Annotated in this window: 13 protein-coding genes and 2 pseudogenes; 1 reads left to right on the top strand and 14 read right to left on the bottom strand. The window is 49.4% G+C overall.

Features of this window, described 5'->3' with window-relative positions; all coding sequences use genetic code 11:
* Positions 1-26: 26 nt before the first annotated feature.
* The 10 genes and pseudogenes from Selli1_RS07215 to Selli1_RS07170 all read right to left on the bottom strand — a co-directional run bounded on the left by Selli1_RS07215 (position 27) and on the right by Selli1_RS07170 (position 14,670).
* Positions 27-1,046 carry a PDDEXK nuclease domain-containing protein gene (locus tag Selli1_RS07215; protein WP_281872585.1) on the bottom strand — a complete coding sequence of 340 codons (1,020 nt, stop codon included), beginning with the start codon at positions 1,044-1,046 and terminating at the stop codon, positions 27-29.
* 174 nt (positions 1,047-1,220) lie between these two features.
* Positions 1,221-1,814 (bottom strand): type IV toxin-antitoxin system AbiEi family antitoxin domain-containing protein, encoded by a 594-nt coding sequence (locus Selli1_RS07210; RefSeq protein WP_455567207.1) that lies wholly within the window; start codon positions 1,812-1,814, stop codon positions 1,221-1,223.
* A gap of 124 nt (positions 1,815-1,938) precedes the next feature.
* On the bottom strand, positions 1,939-2,238 hold the full coding sequence (locus tag Selli1_RS07205; RefSeq protein WP_281872582.1) for a CD1845 family protein: 300 nt from the start codon (positions 2,236-2,238) through the stop codon (positions 1,939-1,941).
* Entirely contained in the window at positions 2,235-2,537 is a 303-nt protein-coding gene (locus Selli1_RS07200) for a hypothetical protein (RefSeq protein ID WP_281872581.1), read from the bottom strand. The genes Selli1_RS07205 and Selli1_RS07200 overlap by 4 nt, the downstream gene beginning before the upstream one ends.
* Before the next feature lie 150 nt (positions 2,538-2,687).
* Positions 2,688-3,026 (bottom strand): plasmid mobilization protein, encoded by a 339-nt coding sequence (locus Selli1_RS07195; protein ID WP_155203993.1) that lies wholly within the window; start codon positions 3,024-3,026, stop codon positions 2,688-2,690.
* A gap of 2 nt (positions 3,027-3,028) precedes the next feature.
* On the bottom strand, positions 3,029-3,847 hold the full coding sequence (locus Selli1_RS07190) for a DUF3848 domain-containing protein (RefSeq protein ID WP_281872608.1): 819 nt from the start codon (positions 3,845-3,847) through the stop codon (positions 3,029-3,031).
* A gap of 1 nt (position 3,848) precedes the next feature.
* A pseudogene (locus Selli1_RS07185) lies at positions 3,849-5,870 on the bottom strand (SNF2-related protein); the annotation flags it as partial.
* Between the two features lie 159 nt (positions 5,871-6,029).
* Entirely contained in the window at positions 6,030-7,925 is a 1,896-nt protein-coding gene (gene ltrA, locus Selli1_RS07180; RefSeq protein WP_281872577.1) for a group II intron reverse transcriptase/maturase, read from the bottom strand.
* A gap of 746 nt (positions 7,926-8,671) precedes the next feature.
* Positions 8,672-14,206, bottom strand: coding sequence for a DUF8437 domain-containing protein (locus Selli1_RS07175; protein WP_281872576.1), 5,535 nt, complete (start codon positions 14,204-14,206; stop codon positions 8,672-8,674).
* Between the two features lie 119 nt (positions 14,207-14,325).
* Positions 14,326-14,670, bottom strand: coding sequence for a TnpV protein (locus Selli1_RS07170; protein ID WP_465231405.1), 345 nt, complete (start codon positions 14,668-14,670; stop codon positions 14,326-14,328).
* Here Selli1_RS07170 and Selli1_RS07165 point away from each other — a divergent pair.
* Positions 14,669-15,436: a hypothetical protein gene (locus Selli1_RS07165; protein ID WP_257346944.1), complete on the top strand. Its 768-nt coding sequence runs from the start codon at positions 14,669-14,671 to the stop codon at positions 15,434-15,436. The genes Selli1_RS07170 and Selli1_RS07165 overlap by 2 nt on opposite strands.
* Positions 15,437-15,590: 154 nt before the next feature.
* On the opposite strand, the gene Selli1_RS07160 is transcribed toward Selli1_RS07165, so the two are convergent.
* The 4 genes and pseudogenes from Selli1_RS07160 to Selli1_RS07145 form a co-directional block, all read right to left on the bottom strand.
* Positions 15,591-16,082, bottom strand: a complete 492-nt coding sequence (locus Selli1_RS07160) for a nucleotidyltransferase domain-containing protein (RefSeq protein WP_009263190.1) — start codon at positions 16,080-16,082, stop codon at positions 15,591-15,593.
* A gap of 236 nt (positions 16,083-16,318) precedes the next feature.
* On the bottom strand, positions 16,319-16,501 hold the full coding sequence (locus Selli1_RS07155; RefSeq protein WP_101695369.1) for a transposon-transfer assisting family protein: 183 nt from the start codon (positions 16,499-16,501) through the stop codon (positions 16,319-16,321).
* Positions 16,501-16,719, bottom strand: a pseudogene (locus tag Selli1_RS07150) (hypothetical protein); the annotation flags it as partial. The gene Selli1_RS07155 and the pseudogene Selli1_RS07150, both read right to left, overlap by 1 nt.
* A gap of 124 nt (positions 16,720-16,843) precedes the next feature.
* Positions 16,844-17,500 carry a hypothetical protein gene (locus Selli1_RS07145; RefSeq protein ID WP_257346956.1) on the bottom strand — a complete coding sequence of 219 codons (657 nt, stop codon included), beginning with the start codon at positions 17,498-17,500 and terminating at the stop codon, positions 16,844-16,846.
* Between the last annotated feature and the right edge of the window lie 32 nt (positions 17,501-17,532).

Genomic DNA, 17,532 nt, shown 5'->3' with positions numbered 1-17,532 from the left:
GACAGATTTTGTTGTTAGTACCCATATCATTCTTCCAGCTTATAAAAATCGTCCAAATTTAATTCATGCTTTAATTCTTCTTCTGTCGGCAGATAAGTAAAATATTTTGATGCAAATATCTGGTGATTATCTTCCGGCAGCGTGTACTTTACGATGGAGTCGCCTTTGTCTGCACAAAGAACAATACCGATAGGCTGTGAATCTCCCTCATTCATCATTTCACGAGTATAATAGTTCACATACATCTGCATTTGTCCCAGATCCTGATGGGTCAGTTTTCCCATCTTCAAATCAATCAGAACAAAGCATTTCAAAATGTAATTGTAAAATACTAAGTCGATGAAAAAATCCTGTCCATCCAGCGTAAACCGCTTTTGCCGTGCTACAAAAGAAAATCCTCGCCCCAGTTCCAGAAGAAAATGCTGAAGGTGGTCAATCAATGCCTGTTCCAGTTCACCCTCATACACATGGGTATCTGGCTGAATCTGCAAAAATTCCATCACATAAGGATCTTTGATTATTTTTTCATATTCAGGTTTCGGTTCTGTTGTTTGAATTTCTTTTGAAACAGCTACTTTGTCCTGGCTTGCTAAAATTCTCTGATAGTACATCGTGTTGATCTGCCGTTCTAACTGCCGGACGCTCCACGCAGACTTTACACATTCCTCCATATAAAAGGTTCGTGCCTGCTCATCTGGTACACGCATCAGAAGGCGGTAATGTGACCAACTTAATTCGCTCCACAGTGTGGAGCGATTTGGAAAGGTGCAATAAAATTGCCTCATATTACGCAGTCCTTGTACGCTAAATCCCTTCCCAAATTCTGCTGTTAGCTGTTCAGATAAATACTGAAGCAGCTTCTTTCCATATTCTGCTCTGTCATTTTCTCCACACGCTTTATAAATCTGTTCCCCAATCTCCCAATAAGTTATTACCATTGTGGAGTTCACCGTAGCACTTAACCTATGCTGTGCTGATACAATAGACTGGCGAATGGAATGATAGGTCTGTTCTGCATTTTGATTTATTTGCAAATTGTTATCCATTTTGTACTCTCCTTACTGTGGATGCTATTAAAATATTATACCACGGAATCAATAAAAACTCTCAAATCAATATTTATGGATTGATTTTGCAATTTATCTGCAAAATCTTCAATTAAAATCTCTTTCGACTCTTTTTCTGAGTAACAATGACTTCAATCTGTCTTTCTATTTTTATTATAAAAGTACCTCCAAATACTGTCGTAAAATTTTTTCCACCTTGAACATCCCAGCATATTGCATTAAAGCACGCAGGTTCTTATCTTTTCTACGGGCATAAGATTTTAGCGCTCCCTGAAAGGTCTGAATTTCAATTCTGCTGCGGCTTCTGAGCAAATCACAGATCGTTCGCTCCATATCATAAACCGGCACAGTATGCCCGAACGGAGTTTCCGCTGTTGTAAGTCCTACATCATGTAAATCTGCTTTAATCGTAAAAACTTGAATGCCTTCTGCTTTCATTTTGCTTGGATTGCATCCAGTTTTGACCGTAACTGTATATTCTATTGGCTCACGGTCTGTCAGATCGTGAAAAAATAAAGCTGTTTCATGTGAAAATACTGCTTGTTCAAATCGCAAATGAAGCAGATACATGGCATCCACCCAGGAATCTTTGGACAGATAAATCCCATGTGCGACTCTATACAAATCTCGTGAACGCACATAATCATAAAATACCGGCTTTGAAATTCCAGAAGATACGACCTGTGATGTTCGCAGCATTCCTTCTTGTTCTGTTAGCATCTGATCCAGCTGTTCAAATTGTCCCATCATGTCACTTCCTTTCGTACTAATATTATATTCAATATTAGTTCAAAAGTAAAGTCGTGGATATATAGTTTCTCTTTCCAAATTTAACAGACGGTGTTTGGCATTTTGTGGCTTTGCGTATTTTTTATCCATACACCCAATCCTGAATGGCAAATTTCAAACTCTGCACATTTCCCAGCAGCCAGATTGCAGCCAGCGGCAGCCCCATCGGGCTAATCAAAAATGCCATAACCAGCAAAATCACACCATTCTGCGGGGAATAGGTAATAAGCACAGCCACACCAAGCAGACCAATTACCATGCTGAGCAGACCAAGCACCAGACCAGATATGTAGATCAGCCCCGTGCAGAGCCAGACAAAAAGCGTCAGCACCAAAATGACCGGTGCAGTTACGATCATCAGCAGGTATTTCAAAATCTTCATTCCAGTTCCTCCTTCCAGCGGTCCAGATACCGTTTGAACAGGGTATCCGCTTCTTTTACATCATCTTCCGTCAACTCCCGTCTGCCTTTGGTCAGTTCAATCTCCAGATAAGTCCGGTAATCATCGGCTAAGAGGTCAAACAGTTCCTTGGGAGTATGGCACACCTCTCCGGTGCAATAGTGAAAGTCCTGGTCAAATTCAACCCTTACACATCCGTGACGGCTGATATAAACTTCGATAGTCTTATCTGCGGCCAGGTAGTCTGCAAAAATCTCTAATACTTTTTCAAAGGTCAGCATCTGTTTTCTCTCCTTTGCTACACTTTTATTCTATTCATATTATCCGGTACGGACAGGCAAAAGACAAGGATACCAGCAAAAAGAAAAAGCGGAGGGAGGTGCGGCGAAGAAACGCCGTTCCTCCCTCCGCAAACGGAGTATCTATCCCTGTTATGAAAGTTTAGAAAGCTGGGTAAGAATTTCCCTCACACCTTCCCATAACTGTTCCTGCCGCTGGGATATATCCTCCAAGTCAGCATCATAAACCCGCCCCGTCTCATGCACTTTGCGGGTCAGCTGATTCAAGTTGTTGCTGCTTCGGCGCATTAGGGAGACCAGCTCTTTCAGCTCCGGCAGATCCAGTTTGACCACATATCCATCCAGTGCCATTTTCCGCAGATAAGCACTCAGATTTTCTGTTCCGTATTGCTGCATCTTTTGATGGATCAGCTCCAGTTCCTCAGCGGACACCCAAAACAAAACCGGAACATCCCGCTTACGCTTTGCCATGGTTATCGTTCCGGCTCCCGTTTCTTCGGGGCGGCAGGCTTATGGGCAGGCAGCTCCTGTTTGAGCTTATCCCGTACTGAGGGGCGGGACGGTTGCAGTTTTTCTCCCTGAGTACGGCTACGCTGCTGTTCTTCTCGCACCAGATCAATAAAGCCATCCAGCACAGCAGGGTGGCTGTTCAGGACATAACCACAACGGACGGTTTCGGGGTTCTCGTTGGGAATGGTCTTAGCCCATTCCTTATTGCGTCGGGAGTAGCGCCCATCCCAGTCCTGAAGCTGGATGGTGTTGGCCAGGACCAGCGCCACACGCTCCATGCCATAGGTCTCGATCACGCCCTTTGCCGCATCGTGACTGAGATACATTCCATCGAAGTGTTCCCGTACCGCCGCTTCAATGGACTCCTTGCATTGGAGATTTACATTGTTGGAAGCTCGGTACTGCTCCAGCTCCCCATGTTCTCTCGCATAGGCGGCAGAGCGGGGATAGACCGGTGTTGTTTGCAGTTCCTCTTTGGCTCTGCACACATCATCGGCGCGGTTCTCAATGCTGTCCCGGATCACATCCATATAGCCGGTCTCCAGCTTTTCAAAATAGCGGTACACATCCGCCAGCGGCGAGGGAGATTCCAAAAGCGCCTTGGCCTGGGCGTCGGTCAGCTCCAGTTCCTCCATCGCCATCACGATGTCCTCACGGATGGTGTACTCATAGGTGTGGTGCAGGATTTCTTCCGGGGTCTGGCTTTTCAGCCAGTCCCTGTATTTGTCCTGCTCATCGGCCATCTTTTCATAAAGAGCCGTATTCAGATCGTTGGTATTCATGTTATCGCACCTCCTCATGCTGTTTTGGTTTCTTGTCAGTACTGCGGGGCGGCACCGGGCGTTTCAGATGATCCAGCACCGAAGGCCGTGCGCTTTTGGCAACAACAGCCTCAGCGTGTGCCGGTCCCTTTCCGTCTATGTTGAGCAGGGTATCCAGCTCCACCAGACGGGCGTTTTTGCTTCTCAGTTCTTCTTCATAAAGGAATGGCTTTCCAACTTCCTCCTTTGCGGCAGCCTGCTGCTGATAGAGGTTATCCAGCTGGGCCTCTGCCGCCTCCAGACGCTGCGGCATCTGGGCGAGGGCATTGTCGATACGGGTAAGATTTCCGCGAGGGTCTGTACCAAGGGTTGCCCGGTGGGTCATCTGTCCTTTCAGCAGGAGCGCATATTCCTGTTTCCAAGCGGAAAATTCCACAGACATGGCATAACCCCGGTAGCTGCCGATCTGCACCGGATCGGAGGTTTTGACCTCCTTGCAGGCATCCAAAAGGGCAGCACCGGCATTCTCCTTATCGGTCAGCAGATCTCCACGAATCTCCATACCGGCAAAGCCGTCCTCCGGGTGCGGGTGAGCTGCCAAAACCTCCAGGTCAGATTCAAAGCCCTTGATAAAGCCCTTGTGCTTTTCAATCTCCTCCGGGAAATATTTGAGCAACTGATCCTCCAAGCGGTACTGCTTACTCTGATGGTCGGCTTTCATCAGCTTCAGGCGGGATACCTCCACATCCAAATCCATACGCTCTTTGATACGGGGATCTCCGGCACACAGAGCCTTGATCTCAGCAAAACTGAGGGCGGTTTCATCCACATCATCGCAAGAGCGCACCGGCGATTTAGAAGTCATGATCTGGCTGATGAATTTCTGCTTATTCTCCACCGTCTGCCACAAATAGGCATCAAAAGTCCCCTCGGTGACATAACGGTACACATGAACCAAAGGGTTGCTATTGCCCTGGCGCTCGATACGGCCCTTTCTCTGGGCAAGGTCTCCCGGTCTCCACGGGCAGTCCAGGTCATGAAGTGCCACCAGACGGTCCTGTACATTGGTGCCTGCGCCCATCTTGGCGGTGCTGCCCATAAGCACACGCACCTGACCGGTACGGACTTTAGAGAACAGCTCTTTTTTCCGCACTTCGGTGTTAGCTTCATGGATAAAAGCGATCTGGTCGGCAGGCATCCCCTGAGCAATGAGTTTCTGACGAATATCGTCATATACCGTAAAGGCCGGTTCCTGCTCCGGCAGGGGTACAGTGCCTTCCAGTGCGTGAAGCAGTGGATTATCCAGCGTTTTCGCCGCCTTGCTTGCAGGAGCTTTTGCCTGTGGGGTAGAAATGTCGCAGAATACCAGCTGGGTCAGCTTGTCAGCTTCGCCATCCCGCCAGATCTGCATGATGTTGTCCACACACTGATTGACCTTTGTTCCAGGTTCGTCCGGGAGCATCTGGTTGACGATCCTTTGGTCCAGCCCCAGCTTGCGGCCATCCGAGGTAATCTTGAGCATATTGTCTTGGGACGGGTCAACGGTTCCGCTGTGTACCAGCGATGCGCGCTCCGAAAGGGCCTTGACCATTTCCTGCTGATGTTCGGTAGGCTGCGCCACGATGTTGTGGTATTCCACCTCCGGGGTAGGCAGATTCAGCTGGTCGGCAGTCTTAATGTCAGCCACTTCTTTGAACAGGTTCATCAGCTCCGGGAGGTTGAAGAACTTACTGAATCTCGTTCTTGCCCGGTAGCCGGTGCCTTCCGGTGCCAGCTCCAATGCTGTGACGGTCTCCCCAAATCGGGAAGCCCAGCAGTCGAAGTGGGTCATGTTCAGCTCTTGCAAGCGTTCATACTGAAGGTAACGCTGCATGGTGTAAAGTTCGGTCATGGAGTTGGATACCGGGGTGCCAGTGGCGAAAATCACACCACGGTTTCCGGTGATCTCATCCATATAGCGGCACTTGGCAAACATATCGGAGGATTTCTGCGCGTCCGATGTGGAAAGACCAGCCACATTCCGCATTTTTGTGTATAGAAACAATGGTGATAGGTAATCCTTTGAAGTAATCTCCGGATTTTCCCCCACCTCACGCCGGGCGTGCACCTTTCAGCGCACCCGGCCTACCATCAAACTGATTTACTTTCTTCCTTCAGATTTCAATACCACTGCACCCTCACGGGTACAGCGTACTCACAAATTTCACGATTTGAGTTTTTCTCGGTATTTCATAATTTTGCGCACCGCCTTTGCGTCCAGCTCAGGCGGTATTGGGCTGTTATGAACCATGCGGTGGCACGATTCGCAAAGCCATGCCAGATTGGGAACTTTATTGATTCTTTCGATTGGAAGCTGGTTGTCAATGTGGTGACAATGTTTTGGAACTGTTAGGGAAAATGGTTTTCCACAGCATTTGCACTTTCCCTTATCCCGGTTATAGGCATACTCCCGATTCATGAAGTATTCAAAGTTTGCCTTCCAGCCCTTTCCGTCTGCATAGCAGGCAAGGGCAATGTCCTCCGGGGTGTTAATGGACGGCCGGTCACAGGGCAGCGGTTTGTGCTTGTTTCGGTAATTGACGTACCGCCTGCGGCCTTCCACCGTGTACGGGGTCATCTTCTGGTCAAACGGTTTGCTCTCATACCGGCTGTGCGTGATAAACGCATGAGTGATTCCAAACCATTTTCCCTCGATGGGAATTGCAAAGGTTTTGCTTTCATATCCTTCGTGCCTGTGCGGAAGATTGCAGAGTGTTTTCAGCGGAATCTGCATCTGGTTATACTGTTTCGGGAACAGCTTTTTCCAAACGGCCAGCGCTGCATTGTTTACCCTGCGGTCGATTGCATGATAGGCGTGCAAACAGATGGACGGCTGGTAATACTGCGCCAGTCCCAGGATGATGGAGTTCACATATTGTATCTGGGCGGCCTGTGTATTTGGTTTGGAATACAGCTCAATACGGTGTACCTGTTCCAGTAGACTGCCAATTTTCTTGGACAGCCGTTCCATATCTGGCAATGGTTTTCCCACCAGATGTTCCGTCCACGTTGCAGGGTTCGGTGTTTTGCGCTTTCGTTCCGCCTTGACGATGTAACCGAGAAAATGTATCCCTCCTTTCCGCAAATCGGTTACATAGGTCTTTTCCTGCGACAGTTCCAGTTTCAGTTTTTGCCTAAAGTATTTTGTCAGCTCACGCTTCATACGGAATGCTTCCTTTTCCGTAGAGGTCAGCACCACCCAATCATCGGCATAACGGAAGTTATACTTTGGGGTGGTTCCTGCCCATTTCAGCCTGCGTGTATCGTTGCATTTGTGCTTGCATTTGCGATGCGGCTCCATATAGGTTCGCCCCACATACCAGTCAAAATCGTTCAGATAGATGTTCGACAGCAGAGGGGAAAGGATTCCTCCCTGCGGTGTGCCTGTTGCCGTTTGATGGTACAAATCCCGTTCGATATACCCGGCTTTCAGCATTTGGCTGATGATTTTCAGCACCCGTTTATCATGGATACCCATTCGCCATACTTTTTGAAGCAGTATCCGATGGCTGATGTTGTCAAAACACCCTTGAATGTCACCTTCCACTGCCCACACAGCCTGGTCGGGGGATTTACACCCGGCGTTGATTACATTGACAATATCCCGGATTGCGTGCTTTTGCGCCCGGTAAGGGCGGAAGCCATAGCTATGCGGATAAAATCTCGCCTCGCATATCGGCTCTATGATTAGCCGCACACATTCCTGTATGATTCTGTCCAGTACCGTAGGGATTCCCAGCGGCCGCATTTTGCCGTTGCTTTTTGGAATATATTCACGGCGGGCTGGTTTGGGCTGATATTTGCGAAAACACGATTGAATCAATAAAATTAGTTCATCTTTTGGCATTTGCAGATAGTTGTCCATTTTCACCTTGTCTACTCCGGCGGTTTTACTGCCCTTGTTGGACTTGATGTTATGGATGGCGGTCACAATGGTGACTTCATGCGCCATTGCTTCCACCAATCCGGTGAACGAAACGCCCTGCCCGGATTTCTCATAGAGCATATCCTGAATGGCTTTCAGTTCCGTTTCCGTTGAAAATCTGACGTTCAAATGCACAAGGCTTTCACCTCGCAGTTCGTCACCCATCTTTCAGGGAGTTATTGGATTTTCGTTTTGTGAAATTTGTAAATCAGTTTGACTCGTACCCTTCGCCATGGGGCATTTCAGCCCCGTGTAGCTGGCGTTACCCAGCCGCAGACTACTATGGTACGGCTGACTTCCTATTGCTTTCATTGCTCTGTAAAGCTCCGGCAATAGGCTCTCAAACGTTCCTGAATCTCTATCCTTGCGGTCATTGCTGACCATTGAAACCCTTAGGCCGCTACCTTACACCGGGAAAACCTAACCATGCTTTGAACCACAGTTTCTGCATGATTCCGTGTGGACATTTCATTCCACAGGGCATGTACGGAAAAACCAACCGCACACGCTTTTTCCAATTTTCACCCTTTCAGATGCCGTCTACTCTTACGATGCTGCATAGCTTTCACTAACGGATAGCCATAGGTTTCGGAAGCCCGCACCATTATTCTCCATGCCCCTTTGCAGGGGTTTAGGTTTTCAGGTTACGACTTCACCACGCTTTGTACCCTGCACATTTACAGATGTGCAACGCACAGTGGAGTATTAGCTCTCGTACTGCCTGCGGTTTGACAGACCGCTATGGGATTGCTCCTTTCCGGCATTGGTTCTGTACAGCAGGGGAATTTCACCCCTGATTTCGAGATTCAAGTTCTCTGTGATATTTTCTTATTGTTAAGTGCAATCACATGGCGCTGTTCGTCCTTGCTGTCAACAAGGGCTTATGCGCAACGTTTCGCACGGTTTTTATAGTTGTGGGCCTCGTCCACAAACAAACGGTCCACACCCAGCTGCTCGAAGGTTACCACATCGTCTTTTCGCCCCTCGGCTTGCAGCTTTTCCAGTCTGGCTTCCAGAGACTTTCTGGTACGCTCCAGCTGTTTGACGGTAAAACGCTCGCCGCCACTGGCCTGTACCTCTGCAATCCCCTCAGTGATCTCGTCGATCTGTTCATAGAGAAGCCGTTCCTGACGCTCCCGGCTGATGGGGATACGCTCAAACTGGCTGTGTCCCATGATGATGGCATCATAATCACCCGTCGCAATACGAGCGCAGAACTTCTTTCGGTTATGGGTCTCAAAGTCCTTTTTGGTGGTGACTAAGATATTGGCGGAAGGATAGAGACGCAGAAACTCCGACGCCCACTGCTCTGTCAGATGGTTTGGAACCACAAAGAGAGATTTCTGGCACAGTCCCAGGCGTTTGGCTTCCATCGAAGCAGCTACCATTTCAAAAGTTTTGCCTGCGCCTACTTCATGTGCCAACAGGGTATTTCCTCCATACAGCACATGGGCAATGGCGCTTTTCTGGTGTTCCCGCAGGGTAATGGCCGGGTTCATGCCTCCAAAAGTAATGTGGCTGCCATCATATTCACGGGGACGGGTAGAGTTCATTTCCTCGTTGTACTGGCTCACCAAAGTCTGGCGGCGCTCCGGGTCTCTCCAGATCCAGTCCCTAAAGGCTTCCCGGATCGCCTGCTGTTTTTGGGCAGCCAGGGTGGTCTCCTTGGCGTTCAGCACGCGGCGCTCTTTTCCGTCTGCGTCCTCTATGGTGTCATAGATACGGACATCCCGCAGGTTTAAGGAATCCTCCAGAATCTTGTAGGCGTTGGCGCGGCTGGTCCCATAGGTGGTATAAGCTGCCACATCGTTGTAGGATACAGAAGATTTCCCCTTGATCTGCCATTCAGCGGTAAAGGACGAATAGTTGACCCCAATACTCCGCTGGAGATAAAACGGGGTATTAAAGGTCTCATACATAAATTGCTGGATATATTCCTTGTCAATCCAGGTAGCGCCCAGACGCACCTCAATCTCCGACGCATCCAGGTCTTTGGGCTGGGCGGCGGTAAGAGCTTCCACATTGACTACATAAACCGGGTCCTGCTGTGCCGCCCGCTGCGCCTGACGCAGTTTGCGGCGTACATTGCCGGAAAGGTATTCATCAGCAGTCACATAATGGGGTGTGCCGTCTTTCTCCAACTGTCCCGGTACACGGAAGATCACGCCTTGCAGTTCTCCGGCCAGTTCTTCTTTTGTTTTTCCGGTAAGCCGGCTCATATAGCTCATATCCACGCAGGCTTTTTCCGAGATAGACACCGCCAGTGCTTCACTTGCCGTATCCACCACAGCCACCGTCTGATGGGGCTTGATGGTTCGTTTGGTGAACATATCCGCCTTGCGCTCCAGCTTTCCGTCCTCGTCGATGACTTCCAGTGCACAGAGCAGATAATAGGAAGAATCATCTGCATAGGCCAGACGGTTTGCACGGTCATTGATGAGACCGTATTTGGCAGAAAAGCTGTCATAGAGGCTGTTCAGTTCCGCCTGCTTTTGGGTAATGGTGCTGTCTGGAACCGCTGCATCCATCTGAAGGTCGATCAGTTCCTGCACACAATCGCGCAGTCCCACAAGACCTTTTACGCGGGCTTCTGCGGTGGTGTTGAGATCCGGGCGCACCATACGGCTGTTTTCCCGGTAGTACACCTGCCCGTCTACAATGACATAAGAATAGTTCTTCACATTAGGATCGGCAGGAATGGAGGTGCCAATGGCTTCGCCTTCGCCCAACTCCGGCAGCTCTGCCTCCTGATAAGTGCCATGAATGTACTTCACAGCATCATGCAGCTGGTCGGAAAGCTTCAGTCCCTCGATGGGGTTCACGGTGTAGTCCATACCATGTGCAGTGCTTACCGGCTCCTGTCTGCCCAGCACCATTTCCGGGTGGTCGATAAAATACCGGTTGATAGCAAATCCGTCCTCCGTCTGTCCGGTTTGAGTCCATTCCGGCACGATGTCCAACGGGTGGTCCCGTTTTTGGAGGAAGATGATGTCCGATACCACCTCGGCACCGGCATTCTTTTTGAACGCGTCATTAGGCAAACGGATAGCTCCCAGCAGCTCGGCACGCTGGACAAGATAGCGGCGCACGGTGGAATCCTTGGCGTCCATAGTATAGCGGGAGGTTACAAAAGCCACCACGCCGCCGGGACGCACCTGGTCCAGTGCTTTGGCGAAAAAGTAGTTGTGAATACTGAAATTCAGCTTGTTGTAGGCTTTGTCATTGACCTGATACTGACCGAAAGGTACATTGCCGATGGCAAGGTCAAAGAAATCACGCCTATCGGTGGTCTCAAAGCCGCCTACTGTGATGTCCGCCTTGGGATAGAGCTGCTTTGCGATGCGCCCGGAAACAGGGTCCAGCTCCACACCGTACAGACGACTGTTTCGCATTTCCTCCGGCAGCATACCGAAGAAATTGCCCACACCCATAGACGGCTCCAGAATATTTCCGGTCTCAAATCCCATACGGCCCACCGCTTCATAGATGGCCTGAATGACCGTAGGGCTGGTGTAATGAGCATTGAGGGTGGAGCTTCTGGCGGCGGCATATTCCTCCGGAGTCAGCAGCTCTTTCAGCTGGGCATACTCTAAAGCCCATGCCGGTTTCTCCGGGTCAAACGCATCAGAGAGACCGCCCCAGCCCACATATCGAGAAAGAACCTCCTGCTGTTCGGGGCTTGCCTGCTGTCCGGCAGCTTCCAGCTCTTTCAGCAAACGAATCGCATTGACATTTGCCTGGAACTTGGCTTTCGGACCGCCCTCACCCAAATGCTCATCTGTAATGCGGAAGTTTTTTGCATTGCGGCGCAGGTTAGCCTTGTATTCCTCATAGGAGGCTTCCTCGGCAGCTTTGGCATTGGGAAAGGTCTGCCACTGGCCATTGACCTGAATGGAAACCGGGTGTTCGTCCAGCACTTCCTCAAAGGTTTTCTCCGGCTCAGTCACAGGGGCTGGCGGCTCCGGCTCCTCGATATGCAGTCGTTCCACCACCACATCATAAGGCAGATTGTTCTTATCGCCCGGATAGACGGCCATGGTCTCGGAATGGAAGGTCGGGGATTCGGTAGCCGGTTGGGGCTGTTCCTGTCCAAAACCGTCCTGCTGACGGGCATACATCCCGCGCAGCAAAGGCGCAACCTCATCCCAGCGGAAATACAGCATAGCCAGACGCTTTTCCTCTGCATCCATGACTTCCAGTTCTATGCCCTGTGCCGTGGTACGGTAATCGACAATATCGCCGGTCTCCAGATTCAGTGTCTCAATCTCACCGGAATAGGCTCTGCTCAGCCAGTAGGCGATCTCGCTGTTGCTCCTGCCGGATTGCAGCAGCGTGGAAATCTGCTGTTTATCCGCTTCATCCATCAATCCATGGACCAATACATCCCGCAGGTCCTGATCTGCCTTGTCCGGGTCAATGGGAAGAAACTCGGTATAGTAAGCATTGCGGCGGTCTGCCCGAAGCAACTGCTCGAACTGTTCTTTACGCTCTGCCCGGTAGATGGGATATACCATACCGGTGGGCAGAAGCTGTACGGTGTCATCCCGCAGCTCGGTGATCTGATAGGCGTCATCCTCGATATACACGGTATCGCCCACGGCATAAACCGGGGTGGCAGGGTCATAGGAGGTTCTTTGCGGAGTTGGGCGGCGAACTGCATCATATTCCTCATCGGAAATGGAACCCTCGGAAGTCTGCTCTGTCTCGGCAGCTGCGATCTGCTCTGCATCCGACATCACCTGTTGGATAAACGGGTCATTATCCAGTTTTTCCGGGTCTGCCACCTGGCCGTTGACGATCCCCCTTTCCTCCAGGGCTTCCCGGATGGCGATAGGGTCGATGTGGTCAAAACGGTTCTGTTCTTCTTCGGTATAGAATCGGTCCTCCTGAATGAGCTGGGCAAGCCTGCGCTGTACCTTCGGCCAGGGCAGCTGCGTTTCCTCCGGGCTGCCGGCACGGACAACGAACAGGCTGTTGCTGCCTCCGTATTCCTGAGCCAGCCATGCGGCGGTATCTTTTTCTCTTGCATGGTCTTTCATATAGCGGACGACAGCCTGTTTACTCTCGATATTGCCGTTCCATGCACAAAGGGCAGTATCAATATCTTCCTGAGAAAGAGGGCGCAGAAGCTCATGGAGCTTTGGATAGGTTTTGTCGATCACTTCCCGGTGCAGACGCTGGCGGAACTCCGGTATATCAGAATAAAGGCGGATCAGCTCCATATCCTTAGAGCCAAGGATCGCACGGCGCACAGCGGCATTGCCCTCGATGACAGCATTTTCACGGTCAGAATGACCGCAGGCATTACGGTATGCGGCATCCTCGGAAATGGCGGCAGTCACCACAGGCTTATACTGCTCAAACTGCTCCCCAAGGGTAGGCTTTGGTGTTTCTTCATCCATCTCCGACTGCTGGGCTTGAATGGCATCTTCTTCGGCCAGTTCCTGTTCAGACTGGATCTTGTCATACTGTGCCTGTTCCTGTTCGGTAAGATAGCGGTCTTTCTGGACAAGAGATGTAATGCGCTTGGCAACCTTTTCCCAGTTCAAGTGAACATCCGGGCAGTCCTGCTTTTTATAGTGCAACCCTTTCCCGTCGTGGTCTTCGCCGCTGTGTGTTGCACCGGACAGTGCATGAGAGCGTCCGCCAATGCCATACTCGTCTTTGAGGAATCTCACTTTTTCCTTGTCCGTGTGGTTTTCCATGAAGAACGCATAGATACGGCCTTTTCCTCCGGCAAAACTGCTGCCGCTGGTCATGGCGGCGTCGATCTCATCCTCGGTAATGAAGTGCTGGACGGTTGGCACTTGGGAAAGGTCTGAAGAAAAGGTCCTGCGTGGCAGGTCAAGGTCCTTCAGGTTCTCCCAGATCTCCCTCGGTCTATGATAGTGAAAACGCAACAGGTCACGGTTCTGCTGATAGGCAGTCCAGAAGGCGGCGTATTCTTCCTTGAGGGTCTGGCGGAAAGCCGGGTCACTCAGCTGCTCCGTCAGGCGGCGGGTCTCCTCCGGGAACCCATTGCCTTTGATCTCTGACAGGCGGGACAAATATCCGGCTTCTCTGGCGTCATCACTGAGATCGTGGTACAGATACCAGAGCTTTTCTGAAAGGAGGGAGCGTTCATAGCCTGCCGCTTCTGCAAGCTCCACATTGGAGGCAAACTGGCCGCTCTCCAAAAGTTCCCCGATACGCTCTGCGGCGCTCTCCCAGGAAATGACCTGGGCAGACCTGTCATAACGGACAGACTTCCCATGGGAAAGATGGATACCATCCTCGGCATACCATGCGCTCACACTACCAAGGCCGTTGCCGCCGTGGTACAGCGTTTTCAGTATCTCGGCAATCTCAGCAGTGGTTTTCTGCTTTTCAAAGGCTGCAACCACACGCTCCCTCTGGCGGTCTGTATTGCCGCCCAAACGCAGCACATGGTCGATGTCATTTTGGGCAAAAGAAAAAGCAGAGGATGTATGCGCTACATTCTCTGCTTCATCTATGGATTGGATCTGTTCCGCTTCGGAGAGGAACAGGTTTAGGGTCAGCTGTTGATAAGCTCCGCCATCAGGATTTCCTCGGCCTGGGCTTTGCAGGTGTTCATCAGCCCCACCCACTTCATAGGAGCGCTGGCTTTCAGTTCCTCGGTGGCTCCCGCTTCCTTCGCCAGCTGGGGCATCATCTGCTCCAGTCTGTTCTGGGCGGTCTCGTCGATCTCCAGAAGGTGCGGGTACAGCTTCTCGCTCAGCAACATCTGGTTGTAGAGGATGGGACGGTGTTCCTTGAGGTAGGTTTTCCTCATCCTTCCGTACTTGCCCAGGGGTTTCTCCGGCTGCTGGCTCAGCTTCAGGTCGGGAATCAGATAGTCTCCGTTCTGGATATAGGTCATGGGATTGTTCATCTTGCTTGCTCCTTTCTTGGTTGGCTTCGCGCTCTGCATTTCGGACGGTGACGCCGATCTGCCGCAGCACCTGCTGGTTGATCTGGCTGACCGCTGTTCCCAGCGCCCCGATGGTGGACGGGGTGTTGAAATCAAAGATCGCCATGAAATCTTCGTGGTCGAAGTAGCGTTCCGGCTCCAGTCCGCAACGGGACATCAAAGCGTAAGTGATGCTGACGGTGGCGGCTGCCTTAAACTGCACTCCGATGTTATACTCATCATATTCCTCCAAAAAGGAACCGTCAACGATATAGAAGAAGTCCTGCTGATGCTCCGTCCAGTATTCCTCAGCCAGTTTTCCGGCTACCTCAGTGAGCTGTCCGGCAAGGTCATCACCGGAAACATCATAGGTGCGCTCCAGCATGACCTGCACGGAATCCAGATGGCGCTCCTCCAGCTGCCACAGCCAGGGAGTGCGGGAATGTTCACGGGTTCCGGTGTCGGAAATGTCAAAGACATAGCGCAGGCGGGGCCTGTCCCCGGAATCGTCCACCAGCGCGATCCCCTTGGAACCGCGCCTTACATACCGGCCCATCTTTTCATTCCACAAATCGTACTCTGCACAGGCGGTGGCGTCCGGTCGCTGGGCGTAGATCATCAGCTGTTCATGGAACGGGTACTTGTAAAGGCGGGAAGCAGTGGTGAGAAACCCTGCCCATTCCTGCCAGCTCCCCGTGAGCTGCGTTGCCACCTTGTCCGCCATCTGTGCATATAGTTCAGCTTTGGTTGGCATGGTGTTCTGTCCTCCTTTCGGTTTTGGGGTAAAAGAAAAGCAGGAAACCTAAATGATTTCCTGCTGGGTGAAACTGTGAATATTAAATTATTATTGGTTATACAAACTGCAATTTATCTTAGAAATTACAGCGATGTTATTTTGATAAACTTTCAAGAATTGAAATATCATGCTTATCTTTATCTCTTAATTCATAACCTGAATGGAAAACTTTTTGGCCTTTTAAAGATATACAAGGAATTGTTTTGCCTTCAAAAAAAACACTACCAAAGTAATCTTTTTCAAACTCATACCATCCACCCTCTAAATCAGCTTGTTTTGAAGTTCCGTCCTCATTTAAAACGAACGGGTGAATGTCTAAGTAACCAAGTTCATCACTATATAACTCTATTCTAACCGGTTTCCAGTCTGTATCAATTTTATAGCCCAGATTCAAAAGCACATTTAACAATTTTTCCGTATGTTGAGCATCAAAATTTATATCTATATCTCTATGAATTCTTGTTTGTTTACCAGCTAAAATATCTACACCCCATCCGCCATCCAACCAGTATGTAATTCCAGTATTTTCGAATAATTCTATTACTTTCATTAAATCTTCTTTTGTTGTTATTTCTTTTCTACCCATACAAAGTCTCCTTTACAACTTCTATATAATTGTTTAGTTAAGTCAATATCAATATCTAATTGCCAAGGCTCAAAATCAAAAATCATGGTCATCACACTCCTTTTTAAAATTCCGATTTGTTGCTTACATTATAGTTCATTCATCCCTCCAAGTATAGTGGGATTTTGTAAAGAATTGAGAGAAACCGCCTTCCCATCGAACAGTTTCTCTCACTATGTCATCCCGGCACGATAAATTTACTGGTCAAAATCCGGGTACAGCTCCAGCTGGGCAAAGTCCTCATCGGTCAGCGCACAGAGCTTCGTAAGGGCGCTGTCGGTCAGCTCCCTCAGTTCCGTTTCCTCCGGTGATAGCTCGCCGCGTATCTCACGCAGGCTGTTGATCAGTCCGGTGCGGCTACCGGTATTGTAAATGCACATCGCCTTACATACCGGCCCATCTTTTCATTCCACAAATCGTACTCTGCACAGGCGGTGGCGTCCGGTCGCTGGGCGTAGATCATCAGCTGTTCATGGAACGGGTATTTGTAAAGTCGGGAAGCAGTGGTGAGAAACCCTGCCCATTCCTGCCAGCTCCCCGTGAGCTGCGTTGCCACCTTGTCCGCCATCTGTGCATAAAGTTCAGCTTTGGTTGGCATGGTATTCTGTCCTCCTTTCGGTTTTGGGTAAAAGAAAAGCAGGAAACCTAAAAGATTTCCTGCTGGGTGAAACTGTGAATATTAAATTCTGGTCAACCTATTGGTTATACAAACTGTAAGTTGTTTATCCAAAATGGAATGGAATGACCATATCAAGTAAAAATGCAAGAACTATACTAATTGTTCCCATTAGCACAGAACTTCTCAATGTGTCCCTCCTCAAAACAGTAAGTCCAATAATAAAGACTGCCAATTCTAAAACAGAGAGTGCTTCGAAATATCCCCATCCATATACGAAAGTCATGTTAAACAATACTGCTAAAATCAATATTGATAGCATAAATGCTGGTTTGCCTTTCCCTTTCGCATACCAACAGACAAATGCCAAGAACGGAGAAATAATGGTAAAGCCAAACCAAATCATAGCGTAGCTCCTTGGGAAAAAACCTGCAACATAGTTTGAATACAAATAGTAACTTGTAACCATACCGACAAAAAATGCAAAAACATTGACGCTTGCTCTTATTGCAGAATTACTATAAATAGAAATACACAGTGCAATCAATACCCAAATTGCAAAACGCCCAAGGAAATTATGAACATCTAATGCTCCATCTATTGCCATAAGCACACTTGGAAGTTCAACTTGACGAAAATCCAAAAATTTTGAAAAAGTCCCCAAAGCTATTCCAAGGAACAATACAGCTATGGTATTTATAATTTTTCTATTACTAGATATGGGATTTTCTGCACTTCTTATATCATTCAAAAACTTGTTCATAGGCATCTCCAAAATTCAAATTTTCCAGTTCT

The organism is Sellimonas catena, from assembly GCF_027924685.1.
In the GTDB taxonomy this organism is placed as follows: domain Bacteria; phylum Bacillota; class Clostridia; order Lachnospirales; family Lachnospiraceae; genus Sellimonas; species Sellimonas catena.
The sequence above is the reverse complement of the archived record's forward strand: the minus strand, read 5'-3'. Positions and strand labels throughout refer to the sequence as shown.